General features: G+C 68.8%; 17 protein-coding genes. 7 read left to right on the forward strand and 10 right to left on the reverse strand.

Translation table 11 applies throughout. From position 1 onward, the window contains the following. Positions 1-94 precede the first annotated feature (94 nt). On the reverse strand, positions 95-1,561 hold the full coding sequence (gene rpsA, locus ACFE6Z_RS04690; protein ID WP_375384504.1) for a 30S ribosomal protein S1: 1,467 nt from the start codon (positions 1,559-1,561) through the stop codon (positions 95-97). Positions 1,562-1,807: 246 nt separating this feature from the next. On the opposite strand from rpsA, the gene ACFE6Z_RS04695 reads away from it, so the two are divergent. Beyond that, entirely contained in the window at positions 1,808-3,340 is a 1,533-nt protein-coding gene (locus ACFE6Z_RS04695; protein ID WP_375384505.1) for a carboxylesterase/lipase family protein, read from the forward strand. Positions 3,341-3,363: 23 nt separating this feature from the next. Here ACFE6Z_RS04695 and ACFE6Z_RS04700 read toward each other — a convergent pair whose 3' ends face one another. Then, positions 3,364-4,731, reverse strand: a complete 1,368-nt coding sequence (locus ACFE6Z_RS04700) for a DUF222 domain-containing protein (protein WP_375384506.1) — start codon at positions 4,729-4,731, stop codon at positions 3,364-3,366. Positions 4,732-4,997: 266 nt separating this feature from the next. Between ACFE6Z_RS04700 and ACFE6Z_RS04705 the strand changes: the two genes are divergently transcribed. Then, positions 4,998-6,557 carry a hypothetical protein gene (locus ACFE6Z_RS04705; protein WP_375384507.1) on the forward strand — a complete coding sequence of 520 codons (1,560 nt, stop codon included), beginning with the start codon at positions 4,998-5,000 and terminating at the stop codon, positions 6,555-6,557. A 33-nt stretch (positions 6,558-6,590) separates the two neighbouring features. Here the strand turns inward: ACFE6Z_RS04705 and ACFE6Z_RS04710 are convergent, their stop codons facing one another. Next, entirely contained in the window at positions 6,591-7,640 is a 1,050-nt protein-coding gene (locus tag ACFE6Z_RS04710; protein ID WP_375384508.1) for a zinc-dependent alcohol dehydrogenase family protein, read from the reverse strand. 107 nt (positions 7,641-7,747) lie between these two features. Here ACFE6Z_RS04710 and ACFE6Z_RS04715 point away from each other — a divergent pair, with 107 nt between their 5' ends. Beyond that, entirely contained in the window at positions 7,748-8,158 is a 411-nt protein-coding gene (locus ACFE6Z_RS04715; protein WP_375384509.1) for a nitroreductase/quinone reductase family protein, read from the forward strand. Between the two features lie 10 nt (positions 8,159-8,168). On the opposite strand, the gene ACFE6Z_RS04720 is transcribed toward ACFE6Z_RS04715, so the two are convergent. From ACFE6Z_RS04720 to ACFE6Z_RS04735, 4 genes are all read right to left on the reverse strand, one after another. Continuing rightward, positions 8,169-8,525, reverse strand: a complete 357-nt coding sequence (locus tag ACFE6Z_RS04720; RefSeq protein ID WP_375384510.1) for a TraR/DksA family transcriptional regulator — start codon at positions 8,523-8,525, stop codon at positions 8,169-8,171. A 14-nt stretch (positions 8,526-8,539) separates the two neighbouring features. After that, the gene (locus tag ACFE6Z_RS04725; RefSeq protein WP_375384511.1) at positions 8,540-9,187 is read right to left on the reverse strand and encodes an SDR family oxidoreductase; all 648 of its coding nucleotides are present in this window, start codon (positions 9,185-9,187) and stop codon (positions 8,540-8,542) included. 4 nt (positions 9,188-9,191) lie between these two features. Next, the gene (locus tag ACFE6Z_RS04730; RefSeq protein WP_375384512.1) at positions 9,192-10,940 is read right to left on the reverse strand and encodes a long-chain-fatty-acid--CoA ligase; all 1,749 of its coding nucleotides are present in this window, start codon (positions 10,938-10,940) and stop codon (positions 9,192-9,194) included. 77 nt (positions 10,941-11,017) lie between these two features. Continuing rightward, positions 11,018-11,791: an isocitrate lyase/phosphoenolpyruvate mutase family protein gene (locus ACFE6Z_RS04735; protein ID WP_375384513.1), complete on the reverse strand. Its 774-nt coding sequence runs from the start codon at positions 11,789-11,791 to the stop codon at positions 11,018-11,020. Positions 11,792-11,889: 98 nt separating this feature from the next. Here ACFE6Z_RS04735 and ACFE6Z_RS04740 point away from each other — a divergent pair, with 98 nt between their 5' ends. Continuing rightward, a complete protein-coding gene (locus tag ACFE6Z_RS04740) occupies positions 11,890-12,918 on the forward strand; it encodes an aromatic acid exporter family protein (RefSeq protein ID WP_375384514.1) in 1,029 nt (342 codons plus the stop codon). Positions 12,919-12,923: 5 nt separating this feature from the next. On the opposite strand, the gene ACFE6Z_RS04745 is transcribed toward ACFE6Z_RS04740, so the two are convergent. Genes ACFE6Z_RS04745 through ACFE6Z_RS04755 form a run of 3 tightly spaced genes read right to left on the reverse strand, consistent with a single transcriptional unit; the run spans position 12,924 to position 14,871 of the window. Then, a complete protein-coding gene (locus ACFE6Z_RS04745) occupies positions 12,924-14,027 on the reverse strand; it encodes an NAD(P)-binding domain-containing protein (protein ID WP_375384515.1) in 1,104 nt (367 codons plus the stop codon). 54 nt (positions 14,028-14,081) lie between these two features. Further along, positions 14,082-14,579, reverse strand: coding sequence for a DUF427 domain-containing protein (locus tag ACFE6Z_RS04750; RefSeq protein WP_375384516.1), 498 nt, complete (start codon positions 14,577-14,579; stop codon positions 14,082-14,084). Position 14,580: 1 nt separating this feature from the next. Further along, positions 14,581-14,871 (reverse strand): YchJ family protein, encoded by a 291-nt coding sequence (locus ACFE6Z_RS04755; RefSeq protein ID WP_375384517.1) that lies wholly within the window; start codon positions 14,869-14,871, stop codon positions 14,581-14,583. Positions 14,872-14,957: 86 nt separating this feature from the next. Here ACFE6Z_RS04755 and ACFE6Z_RS04760 point away from each other — a divergent pair, with 86 nt between their 5' ends. From ACFE6Z_RS04760 to ACFE6Z_RS04770, 3 genes are all read left to right on the forward strand, one after another. Further along, complete coding sequence (locus ACFE6Z_RS04760) at positions 14,958-15,713, forward strand: LON peptidase substrate-binding domain-containing protein (RefSeq protein ID WP_375384518.1); 756 nt, start codon at positions 14,958-14,960, stop codon at positions 15,711-15,713. Positions 15,714-15,829: 116 nt separating this feature from the next. Beyond that, positions 15,830-17,461 carry an MFS transporter gene (locus ACFE6Z_RS04765; RefSeq protein ID WP_375384519.1) on the forward strand — a complete coding sequence of 544 codons (1,632 nt, stop codon included), beginning with the start codon at positions 15,830-15,832 and terminating at the stop codon, positions 17,459-17,461. A gap of 392 nt (positions 17,462-17,853) precedes the next feature. After that, positions 17,854-18,060, forward strand: a complete 207-nt coding sequence (locus ACFE6Z_RS04770) for a cold-shock protein (protein WP_375384520.1) — start codon at positions 17,854-17,856, stop codon at positions 18,058-18,060. Positions 18,061-18,150: the final 90 nt, after the last annotated feature.

Genomic DNA, 18,150 nt, shown 5'->3' on the forward strand with positions numbered 1-18,150 from the left:
CTCCGTGCCCATGGCACGGCGAAGGGCCGGAACCCGAGGGTTCCGGCCCTTGCGTGGATGTGCGTCAGCGACGCGACATCAGGATCTCAGTGGATCAGCGACCCGAGAGCTTCTCGCGGAGTGCCGCAAGAGCCTCGTCGTCGGCGAGGGTTCCGCCGCCAGCACCGCTCGTCGACGCCGCGACGTCGGACGAGAAGCTCGAGTTCGACTCGATCGCGGGGGCGTTGGCCTCGGCCTCGACGGCCTTGGCGACAGCAGTCTTGTGCTGCTCCCAGCGAGCCTGAGCAGCGGCGTACTCCTGCTCCCACTTCTCGCGGGCCTCGTCCGAGCCTTCCTTCCAGGCGTTGGTCTCGGGGTCGAAGCCCTCGGGGTACTTGTACTCGCCGTTCTCGTCGTACTCGGTGACCATGCCGTACAGCGCCGGGTCGAACTCGGTGCCGAACGGGTCGATCGCCTCGTTGGCCTGCTTGAGCGACAGCGAGATGCGACGACGCTCGAGGTCGATGTCGATGATCTTGACGAAGACCTCTTCGCCGACCGACACGACCTGCTCGGCGAGCTCGACGTGCTTGCCGGAGAGCTCCGAGATGTGCACGAGGCCCTCGATGCCATCCGCGACGCGCACGAAAGCACCGAACGGAACGAGCTTGGTGACCTTGCCCGGAGCGACCTGACCGATCGCGTGCGTGCGGGCGAACACCTGCCACGGGTCTTCCTGCGTCGCCTTGAGCGACAGCGAGACGCGCTCGCGGTCGAGGTCGACCTCGAGGATCTCGACGGTGACCTCCTGGCCCACCTCGACGACCTCGGAGGCGTGCTCGATGTGCTTCCACGAGAGCTCGGAGACGTGCACGAGGCCGTCGACGCCGCCCAGGTCGACGAACGCACCGAAGTTGACGATCGAGCTGACCGTGCCCTTGCGGACCTGACCCTTGTGCAGGTTGTTGAGGAACGTGGTGCGCGACTCGGACTGCGTCTGCTCGAGCAGGGCGCGGCGCGAGAGCACGACGTTGTTGCGGTTCTTGTCGAGCTCGAGGATCTTGGCCTCGATCTCCTGGCCGAGGTACGGCGTCAGGTCGCGGACGCGGCGCAGCTCGATGAGCGACGCCGGCAGGAAGCCGCGCAGGCCGATGTCGACGATGAGTCCACCCTTGACGACCTCGATCACAGAGCCGGTGACGACACCGTCGGTCTCCTTGATCTTCTCCACGTCGCCCCAGGCGCGCTCGTACTGCGCGCGCTTCTTGGACAGGATGAGGCGGCCTTCCTTGTCCTCCTTCTGGAGAACGAGTGCCTCGACGGCGTCGCCGACCTTGACGACCTCATTGGGGTCGACATCGTGCTTGATGGAGAGCTCGCGCGAAGGGATGACGCCCTCGGTCTTGTACCCGACGTCGAGGAGCACCTCGTCGCGGTCGATCTTCACGACGGTTCCTTCGATGAGGTCGCCGTCGTTGAAGAACTTGAGGGTCAGTTCGACCGCGGCCAGGAAGTCCTCAGCAGATCCGATGTCATTGATGGCGACCTGCTTGGTGGCCGGGGCGGTCGTTGCGGTAGTCATGTAGTCGGTTGTCCTTGTGGGTTGGGGTGTCGGGCTTCGGCTGCACACGCGCGCGAGCGGATGCTTCGGACCGAAGCGGGTGGATTGATTGTGCGATGTCACAGAGTCGGAGCAACCACATCCTGGCAAGCAAGACGCGGCAAGTGGGCCACACGAGTGACGCTCTAGAGTACCAGAACGCCCGGGACGACTGGAATGTTCCTGCAGCCGGGCAGGGTGACCGATACACGAGGCGAGCGAGGAACCATGGCCGAGGCATCCCCCCACGTCAGCTGTGCCGCGGGCGAGTTCGTGGGCAGCGGTCTCGGCCCTGTCGACGTGTTCCGGGGCATCCGCTACGCGGCGCCGCCCGTCGGAGACCTCCGCTGGCGTGATCCGGTCCGCGCGACGCCGGCCGCCGATCCGGTCGACGCGACGGCATTCGGTGCCGTCGCCCCGCAGCTGACGAATCCGGCGCTCGTGCTGGGCCCGGGTGCCCGGCAGGACGAAGACTGCCTGTTCCTGAACGTGTGGCGCCCCGCGGGCGCCTCCGACGCCGCGCTTCCGGTGATGGTGTGGCTGCACGGCGGCGCGTACACGTTCGGGGCGTCAAGCCAGCCCCTGTACGACGGGTCGGCGCTGGTGGAGTCGGGTGGTGTCATCGTGGTCACGGTCAACTACCGGATCGGCGCCCTCGGATTCCTCGACCTGTCGTCGTTCAGCACCGTGGATCAGCAGTTCGACGGCAACCTCGCGCTGAAGGACATCCTGCTCGCGCTGCACTGGGTGCAGGACAACATCGCGGGGTTCGGCGGCGATGCGTCGCGTGTGACGATCTTCGGCGAATCCGCCGGCGGCGGGCTGGTCACCACCCTGCTGGCCACTCCGAGCGCCGCGGGCCTGTTCGAGCGGGCGATCGCCGAGTCTTCGCCCGCCACGAGCGTCTACGGACCCGCGCGCGCTCGCGCTGTCGCCGAGCGGTTCCTTCGCGAAGTGGGTGCGGATCCGGCATCCGTCCGTTCCGTATCCGTCGATGAGATCGTGCGCGCCGCCACGGCGGTCTATGCCGCCGTGCCGACCGAAACCCCCGGGACGCTCGCGTTCGCGCCCGTCATCGACGGCGATCTGGTGCCCGAAGCCCCGGCCACCGTGCTCAAGGAGGGTCGCGCGCTGCCGGTGCCGTTGATGATCGGCACCAACCGCGACGAGGCGTCGTTCTTCCGCTTCATGAAGAGTCCGCTGATGCCGATCACCCGCACCGACATCGAGCGGATGTTCGCCGCGATGCGGACGGAGAACCCCACTGTGGAGCTGCCTTCGCGCGAGGCGGTGCTCGGAAGCTACGAAGGTGTCCGACAGAAGCTCCTCGGGCTCGGGATCGCCCGCGACATCGCGTTCCGTCTTCCGACGATCTGGATCGCCGAGGGCCACAGCGCGGTGGCACCAGTGTGGCTGTATCGGTTCGATCACGCGACCCGCGCGCTCGAGGCGATCGGGCTCGGCGCGACGCACGGCGCGGAGTTGCCCTACGTCTGGGGCAACTTCCCGACCGGCAGGCGCGACCCCACGTTCCTGCTCGGCGGCCGCCGCACAGCGGAGCGCATCTCGGCTCGCCTCCGCTCGCGGTGGACGGCGTTCGCCCACGGGCTGTCCCCCGACGCGCAGGATGCTGTCGCCTGGGCGCCGTACGACATCCAGAGCCGCAAGACTCTTGTGGTCGACACCGTCGATGCGGTCATCCCCGATCTCGACGCCGCACTCCGCGCCGGGTGGGGGGACGCGATCCTCGCGTTCCCCTGACCCGTCTCGCAGTCCATGACGGATCACGATTCGTGCCAGATCGGGTCGTCCGGCTCGGCCGTGCGCCACGAGTTGAGGAGCGTGCGGACAGGAGGATCGGGGACGAATCTCAGCGTCGGGTCTGGCCTGTCGACGTATTTCCGCCCGATCGGGCTCGTCCATTCCAGCACCCCTGCCGGCAGCTGCACGACGGCCCATGCCGTCGCGCCCTTGATCGTATGGTGTCCCTGGCAGAGATGCTCGAGATTGCGTTCGGATGTCGGTCCGCCGCGCGCCGCTTCGATCGTGTGGTCGATCTGGCAGCGCCACACCGGCATCCGACACCCGGGGAATCGGCAGTGCTCATCCCGCGCTCGAAGGAATCGGACCAGATCGCTGCTCGGACGGTATCGATCGACGGCAAGGACGGCGCCCGTGACCGGTGACGTCATGACTCGCTCCCACCCTGTCGCTCCGCCCGCGAGGATTCGAGCGGTGCCCGTATCGATCGGGCCGTGGCCGGTGAGGACGGCGGGCTCTCCGCCGGTGCCGGCGGCCGTCAGCACCGGCACAGTCACCTGGACCACGGCGCGGATTGCGGAGAGACCGTCGCCCGCGATGCAGGACTCCGGCGTGCCGGTGAGCAGCAGATCAGCGCAGACGTCGGCACGCAATTCGTTCATCGTGCGGGTATCCGCGCTCTCGTCGCCGGGCGACGGTGGCTCGTCGCCGAGTTCAATGCCGGCATCCGCTCTCCGTGCTGTGATGACCGCCTGCGCCTGCTGTGTCAGGCGATCGAAGATCCCGTGAGCCAGCACCGCCTCCGTCCGCAGCGTGACATCCGCCATCCCGTCGGGCAGGTCGACGAGCCAGACACTTCGGTCCGCGCGTGCCTCGGCGTGGCGCACATCGATCGAGCGCGGATTCACTCGGGCGGCGAGCACATGCAGGATCGGGCGAAGGCGGCCAGGAGTCATCGTCAGCGCACGTGCGATCGCGAGCTTCTCATATTCTGCGAGCGCATCGGCATCTTCGATCGCATGGCCGGCCTCATGGATCACTCTGACCTGTGCACCTGAGATGCGACCTTGGCGGAGGGCCACCACTGTCGGAGCGAATCGTGCACAGAGATCCTCGGCATCCCTCAGCTGACGCTGGACTGTGCGCTCGCTCGCGTTCGTGGCGGCGGCGATCTCGGCCACCATCACGCGCTCGGGGATCTCCGCCTCACGCGCGGCGTTGGTGCGGAGCTGAGCGGTCTGCTCGGCCACGACGGCTGCGGCCGCCGCAAGAGTGGAGATCTCGAGCGCTTCGAGAGCGCACTTCACCGACCGCGCGTCTAGAAGGGTCGCCACCAGCGATGCGGTGGACGATCCCTCCGAGTCGGGTAGGTCGTCGTGGGTGGAGGACATGATCTCGCATACGCAGAAGTGAATGGATTCAGACTCCGCAGCGCGTTGATGCGCCTTCATTCACTTCGCCGCCAGCGTTGGATCTCTTACCCGATTGGAATCTCTTCGTCTATCATGACGCTTTTCTTGGGACGAGTCAAGCCTTTCTATAGTATTTATCTTTGAGTCTTTCGGCCTTCCTCCCCAATCGAACCTCGACCGGCACCTTTCCACGCATCCGGCTGGACGCAGGCGAACCAACGGCGCCCGCAACTTAGCTTCGTGACATGAAATCACCTCGTCCGCGCGTCGTCGTCCGGCTGCGCCTCACACTCCTCGGCATCGATCCGGCGGTCTGGCGCGACATCATCATCGACAAGTACGCCCCGTTGAGCGAGCTGCATCAAGCCATCCAGCTGGCATTCGACGGTGACATGGACGCCCACCACCTCTTTCGGAGCACGTCCGCAGGAGAAGTGGGACTGGATGAGAGCCTGACGGCCGGGCGCGATTGGCCGCCCTTCTCCGCCGATCCATATCGAATGGTGCGGACCCGCTCAGCGACGCGATGGGGCAACCGGTGGACGATGATCGATCTGCGCGACCCGACCGTCGAGGATGAGTCCTCGGTCACTGTGGGTAACGTCGTGCACATCGCAAATCCGTTGTTCTACTCGTGGCAGGCGAGCACCCTCTGGTCATGTCGCGTCGACGCGTACGAGGATGCTGTTCTGGAGCCGAGCTCACCCCGGGTCGCTCTCACTGACGGCGCGAACCGCGCCCCCCTGTCGGGTTGCCCTGACGCCGCGACGTACGACGGCTGGCTGCGGATTCTCGAAGAGACCGCTCACGACGATCACATCGCCCTCCGGGAGATGCTCGACAGAGCTGTCGGCCCGTGGGCGAGATTCGATCCCGCGGAGTTCGACGTGGACGACGCCCGCTCCCGCTTCGCGGAGCACTTCGCTGGACGCCGCAGGAATCAATCCACCTACGACAACTGGCACCTGCCACCGTTGGAGTATCTCGTACGCCAGTTTCCCGAATCGAATCGACCGGGTCTGCGTCGCCACATCCAGCGATCCGCTGTGCGGATGCCGGCTGTCGTGACCCGCGACGACGCGGCCGCTCTCGTCCGTCCCTTCCACTGGCTCGTCACCGCCGCCGGCGATGACGGCATTGCATTCGCGGACGGGTCCCTTCCCGGTCCGGTGGTCCGTGACGCGACGGAGAACCTGCCCGGAGGCCTCGACGCGGTCCGCCCACTCGTCGCCGCCGCCAAGCAGCTTGGGCTCCTGTATCTCCGGCGCGGTCGACTGCATGCGCCCCGGGCCGCGAAGGATGCCCATGCTCACCCGCTGCAGCTCTGGCAGCTCATGGCGACCCAGTTGCTGCGTCGGCGGATGCCGGGAGGAGACGAACTCACCAATACGCTGTTCCTCCTCGCGCTGGCGGATGGCAGCCTCGCAGACGATTCGGATGCCGGACTGTCACGGATCATCGCCGCGACGAAGCTCATCGCGGGTGACCGCGGCTGGCTCGGCTACGACCGCAGCTGGCCCGGCTACGACCGCCGCTGGCGCGAACGGTCGCTGGACCTCTACGTGGGCCGGGACGAGGGATTCGTCCAGCCATCGCCCTATGAGAGGTGGCGCGCGGAGCATCGGGGGTCGCTGGTGCTGTCCGAACCAAGCGAGGCAGACCGAGACGCGCAGAAATCTCGCCTGCTGGCCGAGCTGGCGCCGCTCATCCGCACGCTCGCCCCGCTCGGCTTGGCTCGCACAGACGAGGGGGCGTGGATCGTGCCCGACGGTCTCCGCGAGTTCGCCCGGGCCGCACTGACCTGACCGGGCGACAGCATCCCTCTCGCATCCGTACCGCTACGGCCGCAGCATGACCTTCGTGGCGCGCCGCTCGTCCATCGCGGCGTACGCCTCGGCGGCCTCGCCCAGCGGGAGTACGAGGTCGAAGACGAGTCCCGGCGTGATCGCGCCGGAGCGCACGTCGGGAAGGAGCTCCTCGATGTAGCCGCGCACGGGCGCAACCCCGCCGTTCACGCCCACGTTGCGGCTGAACATGGGCCCGATGGGCAGCTCGGGTCCGCCGTTGGGGACTCCGACATAGCCGACCATTCCGCCGGGGCGGGTCGAGCGCAGGGCCTGGTCCATCGACTCCTTGGTGCCGACGCACTCCAGCACCCGGTCAGCGCCGATCCCACCCGTCAGCGCACGCACGGCCTCGACCCCGGCGTCGCCGCGCTCCTCGACGACGTGGGTCGCACCGAACTCACGGGCGAGCGCCTGGCGCTGCGGATGCCGCGACATCGCGATGATGGTGGTCGCGCCGAGTCGCTTCGCGGCGATGATCGCGCACAGCCCGACGGCACCGTCTCCGACAACCGCGACCTTATCGCCCGCCGAAACGCCGGCCGAGACCGCCGCGTGATGACCGGTCCCCATCACATCGCTGAGGGTCAGCAGCCCGGGGATCTCGTCCTCCGACACCGGACCGGGCACCACGACGAGGGTGCCGTCCGCCAGCGGCACGCGCACGCGCTCGCCCTGGCCGCCATCGGCGAATCCGCCGACCTTGTCGTCGCTTCCCCACCATCCGCCGCTCAGGCACGAGGTGCTCACGCCGTTCCGGCAGTTCGCGCACGTCCCGTCGCACACGTAGAACGGGGCGATGACGAAGTCACCCTCCTTCACCCGTTCCACCTGCGGGCCGACCGCCTCGACGACGCCGACGAACTCATGACCGATGCGGTGCGGATGCTCGGTCGGCGTGACGCCGCGGTACGGCCACAGGTCCGAGCCGCACACGCACGCCGCGACGACGCGGACGATCGCGTCTGCTCCGGTGGAGAGCGTCGGATCGGCGACCTCTTCGACACGGATGTCACGGGCGGCGTGGATGACGGTGGCAAGCATCCTTCGAGCCTAATGGGGTGCATCAAGACGCAGCCTCGACGCGGACCACCGCCGCGATCGCCGGATGCTGCCGCCCGGGGGCCCGCCCGGCTCCTAGGCTGAACGGCATGAGCGATTTCAACAGCATGATCATCGAGGAGTTCCGCGCCAACGGCGGCCAGGTCACCACGGCAGGGTTCGGCGACCGCCTGGTACTCCTGCACACGACGGGCGCGAAGACCGGTGCCGAACGGGTGAGCCCTCTGATGGGCCTGCCGACCGACGATGGCTGGCTGGTCGCAGCCTCCAAGGGTGGGGCCCCCGAGGAGCCCGGATGGGCGCACAACCTGCGGGTGAACCCCCGCGCCGCCGTGGAGACCGGCACGGCCACGGTGGACGCGGTCGCCGCGGAGCTGGATGGAGCAGACCACGACGCCGGCTGGGCGCGATTCCTCGCCGCAAGTCCGTCTTTCGCCACCTACCAGGAACGCGCGGGTCGCAAGATCGCCGTGTTCCACCTCGTGCGCGCGACCGCCTGACGTCGAGCCCTCACCGCTCCGCACAGCGCACGCACCGCGCAGCCGCCGGTCGTGCGCGCAGTCGGTCGCGCGGGATCTCGGAGCCGCAGATCTCGCACACGCCGTAGTTCCCGGCATCCATCCGTGCCTCGGCCGACGCGATCTGCGCCAGTTCCCGCTGTGCCGCATCGCGCACCCCGACCGCCGCCGACCACTCCCCCGACAGCGTCGAGCCCTCGGGGTCGTGCTCGTCGTCGGCGGGCGTGTCCGAACGCGCCGAACGGATCGCATCGACGCGCCGGTCGCCCGCATCGAGGGCAGCTTCGAGCTCTCGCCGCCGCTCCGTGAGGAGGTCTGCGTACTCGGCGAGGTCGGCCTCGGCGCTCATCGTGCGTCTGCCGATCAGCCCCGCGCGATCGCCTCGGCGATCGGCACATCGCCGGAATTGAAGCGGATGCTGCGCCGCACGGTCGACGGATCCGCCAGGGTCGCCGCGATCACGGCGGCGACGTCCGCCCGCGACACCGTCGCCGACTCGCCGGCGTCGACGTCGATCCGCCACGTCGGAGGTTCGAGCGTGAGACCGCTGGGCCCCAGGATCGTCCACTCGAGCGAGCTGGCGCGCAAATGCTCGTCGGCCGCCGCCTTCGCCTCGGCGTAGGCGAAGAACGAGTTCTCCGGCGGCACGCCGTGATCGGGGCTCGCGCCGAAGTACGACACCATCACGAACCGCGCGACCCCCGCGTCGTGCGCGGCATCCATCGTCCGGATCGCCGCGTCGCGGTCGACAGTGTAGGTGCGCGCGGGGCTGCCGCCGCCTGCGCCGGCCGACCACACGACGGCGTCATAGCCGGCGATCACGTCGGCGATGCCTGCGACGTCGAGTCGTTCGATGTCCGCCACCGCCACTGCTGCCCCCGTCGCCGCGATGTCATCGACGTGCTCGGGGTTGCGGACGACCGAGGTGACCTGATCGCCGCGCTCCACGAGAAGGGGAGCGAGCAGGAGCGACACCTTGCCGTGTCCGCCGATGATGATGATGCGTGCCATACGATCAGCCCTCCTTCGATTGCGGGGCGGCCGCCTCCGCGCCAGCCGCAGTGAGTTCGTCGCGCACGGTCCTGCGCAGGACCTTGCCGATGAGCGAGCGCGGGAGCTCCTGCACCCGAACGACCCGTTTCGGAACCTTGTAGGCGGTCAGGTGCTTCCGGCAGTAGTCGCGCAGCGCTCCCGGGTCGAACTCGGCGCCGGCGCGCATGACCACCGCGGCGGCGACCTCCTCGCCGCCCGCACTGCGCGGGAGACCCACGACGGCGGCCGCCTCGACGTCGGGATGCCCGAGGAGCGCCTCCTCCACCTCCGACGGGCTCACGTTGAAGCCGCCGGTGATGATCAGCTCCTTGATGCGGTCGACCACCGTCACGAAGCCGTCGGGAGATACGGTGACGATGTCGCCCGTGCGCAGCCACCCGCCTTCCAGGAGCACCGCGTGGGTCTCATCTGGACGCTTCCAATAGCCCTGGAAGACCTGAGGCCCGCGGATGAGCAGCTCGCCCGGCTCACCCTGCTCCACGTCGGTCTCGGGATGCTCGGGGTCGACGACGCGGATATCGGTGCTCGGGAACGGCACTCCGACCGTCCCGGGCCGACGGGAGGGCCCGATCGGATTGCCCAGTGCCACCGGAGAGGTCTCGGTCATGCCGTATCCCTCGACCAGTAGTCCTCCGGTGACCTCCTCCCATCGGGTGACGGTCTGGACCGGCAGGCTCATCGCACCCGAGATCGCGAACCGGATGGTCGTCAGATCGACGCCTTTTCGTCCGGTGGCGCGCGCCAGGGCGTCATAGATCGGCGGAACGGCGGGGAGGAACGTGGGCGGCGACTTCTTGGCCGCCGCGAGGACGAGGTCGAGGTCGAACTTCGGGAAGAGCACGAGCCGCGCGCCGATGCTCATCGCGAACGTCAGGCACAGCGTCATGCCGTAGGCGTGGAACAGCGGCAGCACCCCGTAGAAGATCTCCTCGCCCTCATGGAGTCCGGGCACCCACGCGCGCCCCTGCGCCGCGTTGGCCCGGAGGTTCCGGTGCGTGAGGATCGCCCCCTTGGGCGCGCCGGTGGTGCCGCTGGTGTACTGCAGCAGCGCCGTGTCATCCAGGGTGGGCCGCGGCATCCGCGTCGACAGCTTCTTGCCGCCGACGACGTGTTCCCACTCGACCAGGCCCTTCGCCTTCGGCCGGGCGGTGAGCGCCGCACGCGAGGCCCGTGCCTTCGCGACCGGGAGCCGGAGGGCGAAACGGGTGGCGAACGGGAGTGCACGGGTGACATCGACCGTGACGATCCGCGTCGGGCGCGCGTCGTCCGGCATCTCCGCCACCAGGTCGGCGACCTTGTTCCAGACGATCGCGACCGTGGCGCCGTGGTCTTCGAACTGGTGGCGCAATTCGCGCGCGGTGTAGAGCGGATTGTGCTCCACCACGATGGCGCCCAGGCGCAGCACAGCGTAGAACGCCACGACGTGCTGGGGGCAGTTGGGCAGCACGATCGCGACGCGATCGGCGCTCGTCACTCCGAGCAGGCGCAGGCCCTCCGCGGCTCGCTGGACCTGAAGCCCGAGGTCGTCGTACGTGGTCTCGGCCCCGAAGAATTCCAGGGCGACCCGACGGCCGAAGCGGGCGACGGCGCCGTCCAGCATGTCGATGAGGGTCTCGGTCACCTCGTCGATGTCGGTGGGAACGCCCTCCGCGTAAGAGCTCAGCCACGGCCGGGGCCGCGCGGTGACGTCGTCGTTAAGCGGCTGATCCACAGGAGCCTCCCGACCCGCTCGGTACTCCTTCAGCGTAGGCCTCCCGATCAGGGCGAGAGCATCGTGTGAGCCGGCGCTCAGTTGAGGGCGCGCATCGAGTCGGGGATCACACCGTCGCCGTACAGGTCGATGGCGAGATCCTGGAGCGCCGTCAGGGCGACGCGCTGCGGCAGCGGACCGTACGAGATGCGGGCGACGCCGAGCGCCCCGTACTCCGCGGCGGTGAGTGCACCCGGCAGGCCGATGACGCTGATCTTGCGCTCCCCGATCCCCTCGACGAGGCGGCGGGTGACGTCCGCATCGAGGACGCCCGGGATGAACACGAGGCTGGCACCGGCATCCAGGTAGGCGCGACCGCGTTCGATCGCGTCGGCGATCGACTCGTCCAGCGGCCGGTCGCCCGCCCGTACGAACGCGTCGGTCCGGGCGTTCAGTACGAACGGCACACCCTCGAGTTCCCCCGCGCGGATGACAGCCTCGACGCGCGCGACCGATTCGTCGAGGGGACGCAGGCGGTCTTCGATGTTGGCTCCGACGACCCCGACCTGGATCCCGCGACGCACGGTGTCGCCGGGCTCGTCGTAGCCGTCGTCGAGGTCAGCGGTCACCGGCAGGTCGGTCGACTCGACGATGCGGCTGATCATGCCGAGCGAGAGGTCGAGGGGAATCGTGCCGTCGCGGTAACCGTAGGAGGCGGCGATCGAGTGGCCGGCGGTCGCGAGCGCCTTCGTCTGCGGCAAGGCGGCGACGGCTGACGCCGAGATGACATCCCAGATATTGATGACCCGGAGGATCTCGGGGGCAGCGTGCAGGGCGGACAGGGACTGTGCCTTCTCGAGCTGAGTGGTCATGAAAACACGCTATAGCCGCGAGCGCGGCCGTGGGCCGGTCACCGGCGGTGTCATCGCCCACCCGGGTCGGTGCCCACCCGGGTCAGTAGCGTGGGGGCATGTCGATGACAGCCCTCCGCACGTCCCGGCGCGCTCCCTTCCTCCAGGTGGCGAAATCGGCGATCGCGACGATCGCCGCGTGGCTCATCGCCGGCTGGCTGATCCCCGGACCGCTGCCGGTGTTCGCGGCCATCGCGGCGCTGCTCGTGGTGCAGCCGAGCCTCAACCAGTCGTTCGGCAAGGCCCTCGAGCGCAGCGTAGGAGTCATCGCGGGCGTCGTGATCGCCTCGGGGCTGGCACTGCTGTTCGGCCAGAGCACTTGGGTGATCCTGATCGCGGTCGCGATCGGCCTCGTGATCGCGTGGGCGCTGAAGATGACCTCCGGGACAGGCAATCAGGTCGCGATCAGCGCGATCCTCGTGCTCGCGCTGGGCGCGGCGACACCGAACTATGCCCTCGACCGCGTGATCGAGACGATCATCGGCGCCCTCATCGGCATCATCGTGAACGTTCTCCTCGTGCCGCCCGTGTCGGTGGCACCGGCTCATCGCGCGGTCGACGCGCTCGGCGAAGAGCTCGCCGCCTCGCTCGACCGGCTGGCCGACGCGTTCGAGTCGCCGCAGTCGCCGCCACAGCTGACCGAGCTGCTGCTCTCGGCGCGGCTCATGCGACCCATGCGGGATGCCGCGGATGCGGCGATCGACGCCGGTCGCGACTCGCTCACCCTCAACCCGCGCGCAGCGCGCCACCGGGAGGAGCTCACCGAGCTCGAGCGACTGCTCGAGCGCTTCGGACCCATCGTCACCCAGGTGATCGGCATGACGCGCGCCTTCTGCGACCACTACGACGACTCCCTCGTCGCCGAGTCGGCGGTGCGGGCGATCGGTGAGCAACTGCGCCGCGCAGCGCACGATGTGCGGCGCGAGCTCAGCGACGCGCCGGGCCATCCCGGCCGCTCGGACGAGGCCGCACCGGCGCTCACGACTCCGCTGTCGGTCGTCGCCCCCTCAGCCGACCACTGGATCCTGATCGGATCGCTGCTGGAGGATCTCCATCGCATCCACGGCGAGCTCCGCGAAACGGCGTGAGGAGACTACGAGCTCGACCGACCGAGATCGGCGACGATCGCCGACACGACCGCACGACCCGCACGATTCGCACCGATCGTCGACGCCGACGGGCCGTACCCCACCAGGAAGAGCCGCGGTTCGTCGATCGCGCGGGAATCGGCCACGCGGAGCCCGCCGCCCGGCGTGCGCAGACGCAGCGGCGCGAGGTGGTCGAGAGCGGCGCGGAACCCGGTCGCCCAGAGGATGACATCCGCGGCGAGGAATGAGCCGTCCGGCATCCGCACGCCGTCCTGCTCGATCGCGGCGAACATCGGATGCCGCACGAGCACGCCGCGCGCCTGGGCGGCACGTGCCCAGGGCGTCCAATGCATGCCCGTCACCGAGATCACGCTGCCGGGCACGAGCCCCTGCCGCACGCGCTCCTCGACGCCGGCGATCGCCGCGACGCGCGCCGGGATGTCGAAGTCGTCCTCCACCCAGTCGGGCTCCCGCCGAGTCATCCAGATCGTGTCGGTCACGCGCGAGATCTCGTCCAGGAGCTGCACCGCCGACACGCCGGCCCCCACGACGATCACCCGTTTGCCGACGAACTGCTCCGCCGCGACGTAGTCGGCGACATGCAGCTGACGGCCGCTGAAGCGCTCCTGCCCGGGATAGTGCGGCCAGAACGGCTTGGTCCAGGTCCCCGTCGCGTTCACCACGAACCGGGCACCCCACGTCGCGGTGTCGACGGCGTCGGTGTCGACGATCAGACGCCCGTGCGGGTCGTCGTCCGCTCGAGAGATCGCCCGCACCGAGACCGGCCGTCGTACATCGAGCGAGAAGCGCTCCTCGTAGTCGGCGAAGTATGGGGGCAGGATGTCGCGACTCGCCGCGGCCGGATCCGCCGGCGGCACCGGATGCCCGGGGAGCTCGTGGATCCCATTGACCGTCGCCATCCGCAGTGACGGCCAGCGGTGCTGCCACGCGCCGCCCGCGGCGGGATTCGCGTCCACGACGACGAATGAGCGCTCGGGGGTGGATTCGGCATCCCGTATGGGCACGAAACCGCGCCGCTGCAGGTGGTAGGCGGCCGACAGGCCCGCCTGACCCGCGCCGACGACCAGCACGTCGACGTCGCGGGGCATCCCATTCACATGCATGCGAACCGGCGCGCGCGCAGCGCTATTCCGACGGGGTGCTCACCAGCCGGATGAGCCCGGCACCCCTTTGAACGGCCCGACCACCCACGACGTCACCCAGCCGCCGTAGAAGCCGCCGGGCTGTGGCACCACGACCTCGCCGTCGACCGTGCACCGGTCCATCGGCTGCGCGTACACCGCGACGCGGTCCGTCAGCAGTTCATACCCCCGCGAAGGTCGCGGATAGTTCCACGCCGCGCCTGCGGCGAGCGCGTCGCCGCCCCTGACATCCAGGTATCGCGCCGTGCCCTTGAACTCGCAGAATGATGAACCCTCCGCCGGAACCAGAGCGCCGTCCGCGAACGCTGCGATCGGCAGGTAGTACACCGGCGGATGACTCGTCTCGAGCACCCGCACGACGTCCGTGGTATCGACGATCCGCGTGCCGCCGAACTCGATCGTGACGCGCGCGTCGACCTTCTCGATCGCCGGCGGGCGCGGATACGCCCAGACCGACTCCTGACCAGGTGCGACCGGGTCTGCAACGGGTCGTCTCATCTCAGCGCGCCTTTCCGTCGAGGTACCACCAGCGTCCCTGCCAGCGCACGGACGGGTCCATCGACACATCATCCGGGCGGGTGCCGGGATGCCACGAATCGGCCAGATAGCGGGTGTCACCGACGACGAACGCCGTGTAGCGCGAGCGCATGAGCGCCTCGGCGGTCGGCGCCGGACTTCCGCGGAGCGCCGGGGCGCAGCATCCGTCGAACGCCACGCCGCTGCCGCAGGGGCAGGCATCCGTGTCAGCGACGCGGGCGAAGCCGCGCTCGCGCACCGAACTTGATCTCACCGCACCCTCCTCAGGTCGCTCCTCCCAGCGTATGCGGGTGGGGATCCACCGGCGCCGGCACGTTCGATGAGTGGTTGACTGAAGGGGTGGCGGATCTCGCGATGTTCCCCCTCGGCAGTGTGCTCTTCCCGCACATGCCTCTCGCGCTGCGCGTCTTCGAAGAGCGCTACCTCGTCATGCTCGCCCGGGTGCTCGACACCGAGGATCCTCGGTTCGGCGTCGTGCTCATCGAACGAGGCCACGAGACCGGCGGTGCCGACCAGCGGTTCCGCGTCGGGACGATGGCGCACATCACCCGCATCACGCCGCGCGATGACCACGTCTCGCTCGTCGCCCGGGGCGGGAGGCGCGTCGAGGTTCTCGACTGGCTCGACGACGATCCGCACCCGATCGCGGTCGTGCGTGAACTTCCGGATTTCGAGTGGGACGATGCGCTCGAGCCGCTGCGCGACGAGGCCGAGCGGGTCGTGAGGCGAGCCCTCGCGCGATCCGCGGAGTTCGCCGACACGTCGTGGAATGCCGACATCGCGCTGTCCGACGACCCGATCGAGTCGGCGTGGCAGCTCGCCGCGATCGCTCCGCTCGGCGCAATGGATCAGCTCACGCTGCTTCGCGCCACCGACACCGCCGAGCTGCTGGCGCGCACGGCGGAGCTCACGAGCGAGGCGGAACCGGCACTGACGGCCACTGGCCCCGACACCGAGTTCGACGACGCCCTGGCCGAGCTCCTGGAAACCGATCCCGACGATGCGGGGGGCGATTCCGAGGAGGACGAGCCCGATGGCCCCGACGAACCCGATGGCCCCGACGGCCCTCGACCGGAGCATCCCGGCCGAAGCTGAGCCGTTCGCAGACCGGCGTCGCCGTCACCCTCGGCGGCTGACGCACCGCGAATCGATCTCTGCCATGATCGGCGGAACACGCGCGGTGGCGTGGCGAGATCATCGAGGAGTGCGCAATGCGCAAGTGGGCGGTAGTGGCGATTCTGGCAGCCGCGCAGTTCGTCATGGTGCTGGACGGCACCGTCATGAACGTATCGATCTCGACCGTCGTGGTCGATCTGAACACGAGCGTCGCGGCCATGCAGGCCGCGATCACCTTCTACACGCTCACGATGGCGGCGTTCATGCTGCTCGGCGCCAAGCTCGGCGACTTCTGGGGCCGCCGCCGCGCGTTCGTGATCGGGTCGTGCGTGTACGCCGTCGGATCGCTGATCACCGCGTTCAGCCCGAACATCGGCGTCCTCATGATCGGCTGGTCGCTCATCGAAGGACTCGGCGCGGTCCTGGTGATCCCGGCGATCGCCGCGCTCATCGCCGACAACTATGAAGGCCGCGCCCGGATCACCTCGTACGCCATCATCGGGGCGGTGTCGGGGGCAGCCGTGGCCGCCGGGCCCCTCATCGGCGGCTTCGTCACGACGTACTTCAGCTGGCGCTACGTCTTCATCGCCGAGGTCGTGATCATGGCGATCGTGATCGCCTTCACGCGGGTCATCTCCGACCCGACAGGATCGGCCCGCCGTTCTCGGATCGATGTGCCCAGCGTGGTGCTGTCGGCGTCAGGACTCTTCGGGATCGTGCTCGGGATGCTGCAGAGCAAGACGTGGGGCTGGGTCATTCCGCTCCACTCCCCCGAGATCGCGGGCGTCACCGTCGCGCCCCTGGGCATCTCGCTCACGACCTGGCTGATCCTCGGCGGCATCGCGCTGCTCGTCGGCTTCGCCGCCCGGCAGAAGCAGCTGGCGGCCACGGGTCGCGCCCCTCTGCTGGACGTGTCGCTCCTGCGCATCCGCCGCCTCCGCAGCGGACTGAGCGTGCTCGGCGCTCAGTACGCCATCACTGCGGCGCTGTTCTTCATGGTGCCGGTGTACCTGCAGATGACGCTGGGGCTCGATGCCCTCTCGACCGGCATCCGCATCTTCCCGCTGTCGATCTCGCTCATCCTCTTCTCGATCGCCGGCACGCGCCTGGCGACGATCTGGTCGCCGCGTCGCGTCGTGCGCCTCGGCCAGCTGATCCTGGTGCTCAGTTCGGTGCTGCTGCTGGCCACGATCGACATCACGCTCAACTCCGTCGCCTTCGGGATCGGGATGTTCACCGCCGGCGCGGGCCTGGGCCTGCTGGCCTCCCAACTTGGAAACGTCAACATGTCGAGCGTGGGCGAAGACAAATCGAGTGAGGCGGGCGGCCTGCAGGGCGTCTTTCAGAACCTCGGCGCATCGCTCGGCACCGCCCTGATCGGATCCGTGCTGATGAGCACCCTGGCGATCTCGTTCAGCGCGGGCGTCGCCACCAGTCAGCTGCCCCCGGACGTCCAGCAGACCGTCGCGACGGCGACCGAGCAGGGAGTCCAGATCATCCCGGCCACCTCGGTCGAGAAGATCGCCACCGATGCAGGACTCTCCGACAGCGAAGCTGCCGACCTCGCGCTGATCTACGGGACGTCTCAGATCGAGTCGCTGCGCGTCTCGTTCCTCGCTCTGGTGCTCCTCTCGCTGGGCACGCTGTTCTTCTCGCGAGGCATCCCGAACGAGGTGCTCGGCCGAGCTCCGAGCAAGAGCCAGGCCACCGCACCGCGCGCGTCGTAGCCGACCGTGTCGGCGTCGTCCGAGACAAATGCCGACACAGGGGGCGGCGACCGTGTACGCTCAAGAGTGATCCACAGACCCGCCGCGCACCTCGTGGTCGGGAATGGCACGTCGAAACCGACCGCGATCACCTCCGAACACGGCATCGCCGTCACATGAAGAACCCTCCCCCACCCTTAGGTGGCGCGGAGCGAGAGAAGACTGATTCCCCACTCAAGGCACCTCGGGCATCGCTCAGGTCATCTGCGACCGGGCACTCCTGCGATCACTTTTCGTGATTCCTTCCCTCGACCCTCCGGCCGTATCCGGCCCCCTCACCTGTCCACACCTTGCACGGCGTGGTCATTAGGCACCGCATGAGCCGTGCCGAACACCTAAAGAAAGAAGACACCATGGCAACTGGAACCGTTAAGTGGTTCAACTCCGAGAAGGGCTACGGCTTCATCGCCCCGTCCGACGGCACCCCCGACGTGTTCGCGCACTACAGCGCGATCGTCTCCTCGGGCGGCTTCCGCAACCTCGAAGAGAACCAGCAGGTCGAGTTCGACGTCGCACAGGGCCCCAAGGGCCTGCAGGCGGAGAACATCCGCCCGCTCTGAGCCTCGAACCACGATGGCCGCTCCGCTTCGCGGGGCGGCCATCGTCGTTCCCGGCCCCAAGCCCCGCGTACCCCCCCCCCCCCCCCCCCC

Origin of the sequence: uncultured Microbacterium sp., from assembly GCF_964244775.1 — a bacterium.
Lineage (GTDB): Bacteria > Actinomycetota > Actinomycetes > Actinomycetales > Microbacteriaceae > Microbacterium.

Coding starts and splice junctions, on each gene's coding strand:
- ACFE6Z_RS04700 (WP_375384506.1), bottom strand. CDS start 4,731: ATGTCCTCCACCCACGACGACCTACCCGACTCGGAGGGATCGTCCACC.
- ACFE6Z_RS04750 (WP_375384516.1), bottom strand. CDS start 14,579: ATGAGACGACCCGTTGCAGACCCGGTCGCACCTGGTCAGGAGTCGGTC.
- ACFE6Z_RS04715 (WP_375384509.1), top strand. CDS start 7,748: ATGAGCGATTTCAACAGCATGATCATCGAGGAGTTCCGCGCCAACGGC.
- ACFE6Z_RS04720 (WP_375384510.1), bottom strand. CDS start 8,525: ATGAGCGCCGAGGCCGACCTCGCCGAGTACGCAGACCTCCTCACGGAG.
- ACFE6Z_RS04735 (WP_375384513.1), bottom strand. CDS start 11,791: ATGACCACTCAGCTCGAGAAGGCACAGTCCCTGTCCGCCCTGCACGCT.
- ACFE6Z_RS04705 (WP_375384507.1), top strand. CDS start 4,998: ATGAAATCACCTCGTCCGCGCGTCGTCGTCCGGCTGCGCCTCACACTC.
- ACFE6Z_RS04725 (WP_375384511.1), bottom strand. CDS start 9,187: ATGGCACGCATCATCATCATCGGCGGACACGGCAAGGTGTCGCTCCTG.
- ACFE6Z_RS04765 (WP_375384519.1), top strand. CDS start 15,830: ATGCGCAAGTGGGCGGTAGTGGCGATTCTGGCAGCCGCGCAGTTCGTC.
- rpsA (WP_375384504.1), bottom strand. CDS start 1,561: ATGACTACCGCAACGACCGCCCCGGCCACCAAGCAGGTCGCCATCAAT.
- ACFE6Z_RS04745 (WP_375384515.1), bottom strand. CDS start 14,027: ATGCCCCGCGACGTCGACGTGCTGGTCGTCGGCGCGGGTCAGGCGGGC.
- ACFE6Z_RS04740 (WP_375384514.1), top strand. CDS start 11,890: ATGTCGATGACAGCCCTCCGCACGTCCCGGCGCGCTCCCTTCCTCCAG.
- ACFE6Z_RS04710 (WP_375384508.1), bottom strand. CDS start 7,640: ATGCTTGCCACCGTCATCCACGCCGCCCGTGACATCCGTGTCGAAGAG.
- ACFE6Z_RS04695 (WP_375384505.1), top strand. CDS start 1,808: ATGGCCGAGGCATCCCCCCACGTCAGCTGTGCCGCGGGCGAGTTCGTG.
- ACFE6Z_RS04770 (WP_375384520.1), top strand. CDS start 17,854: ATGGCAACTGGAACCGTTAAGTGGTTCAACTCCGAGAAGGGCTACGGC.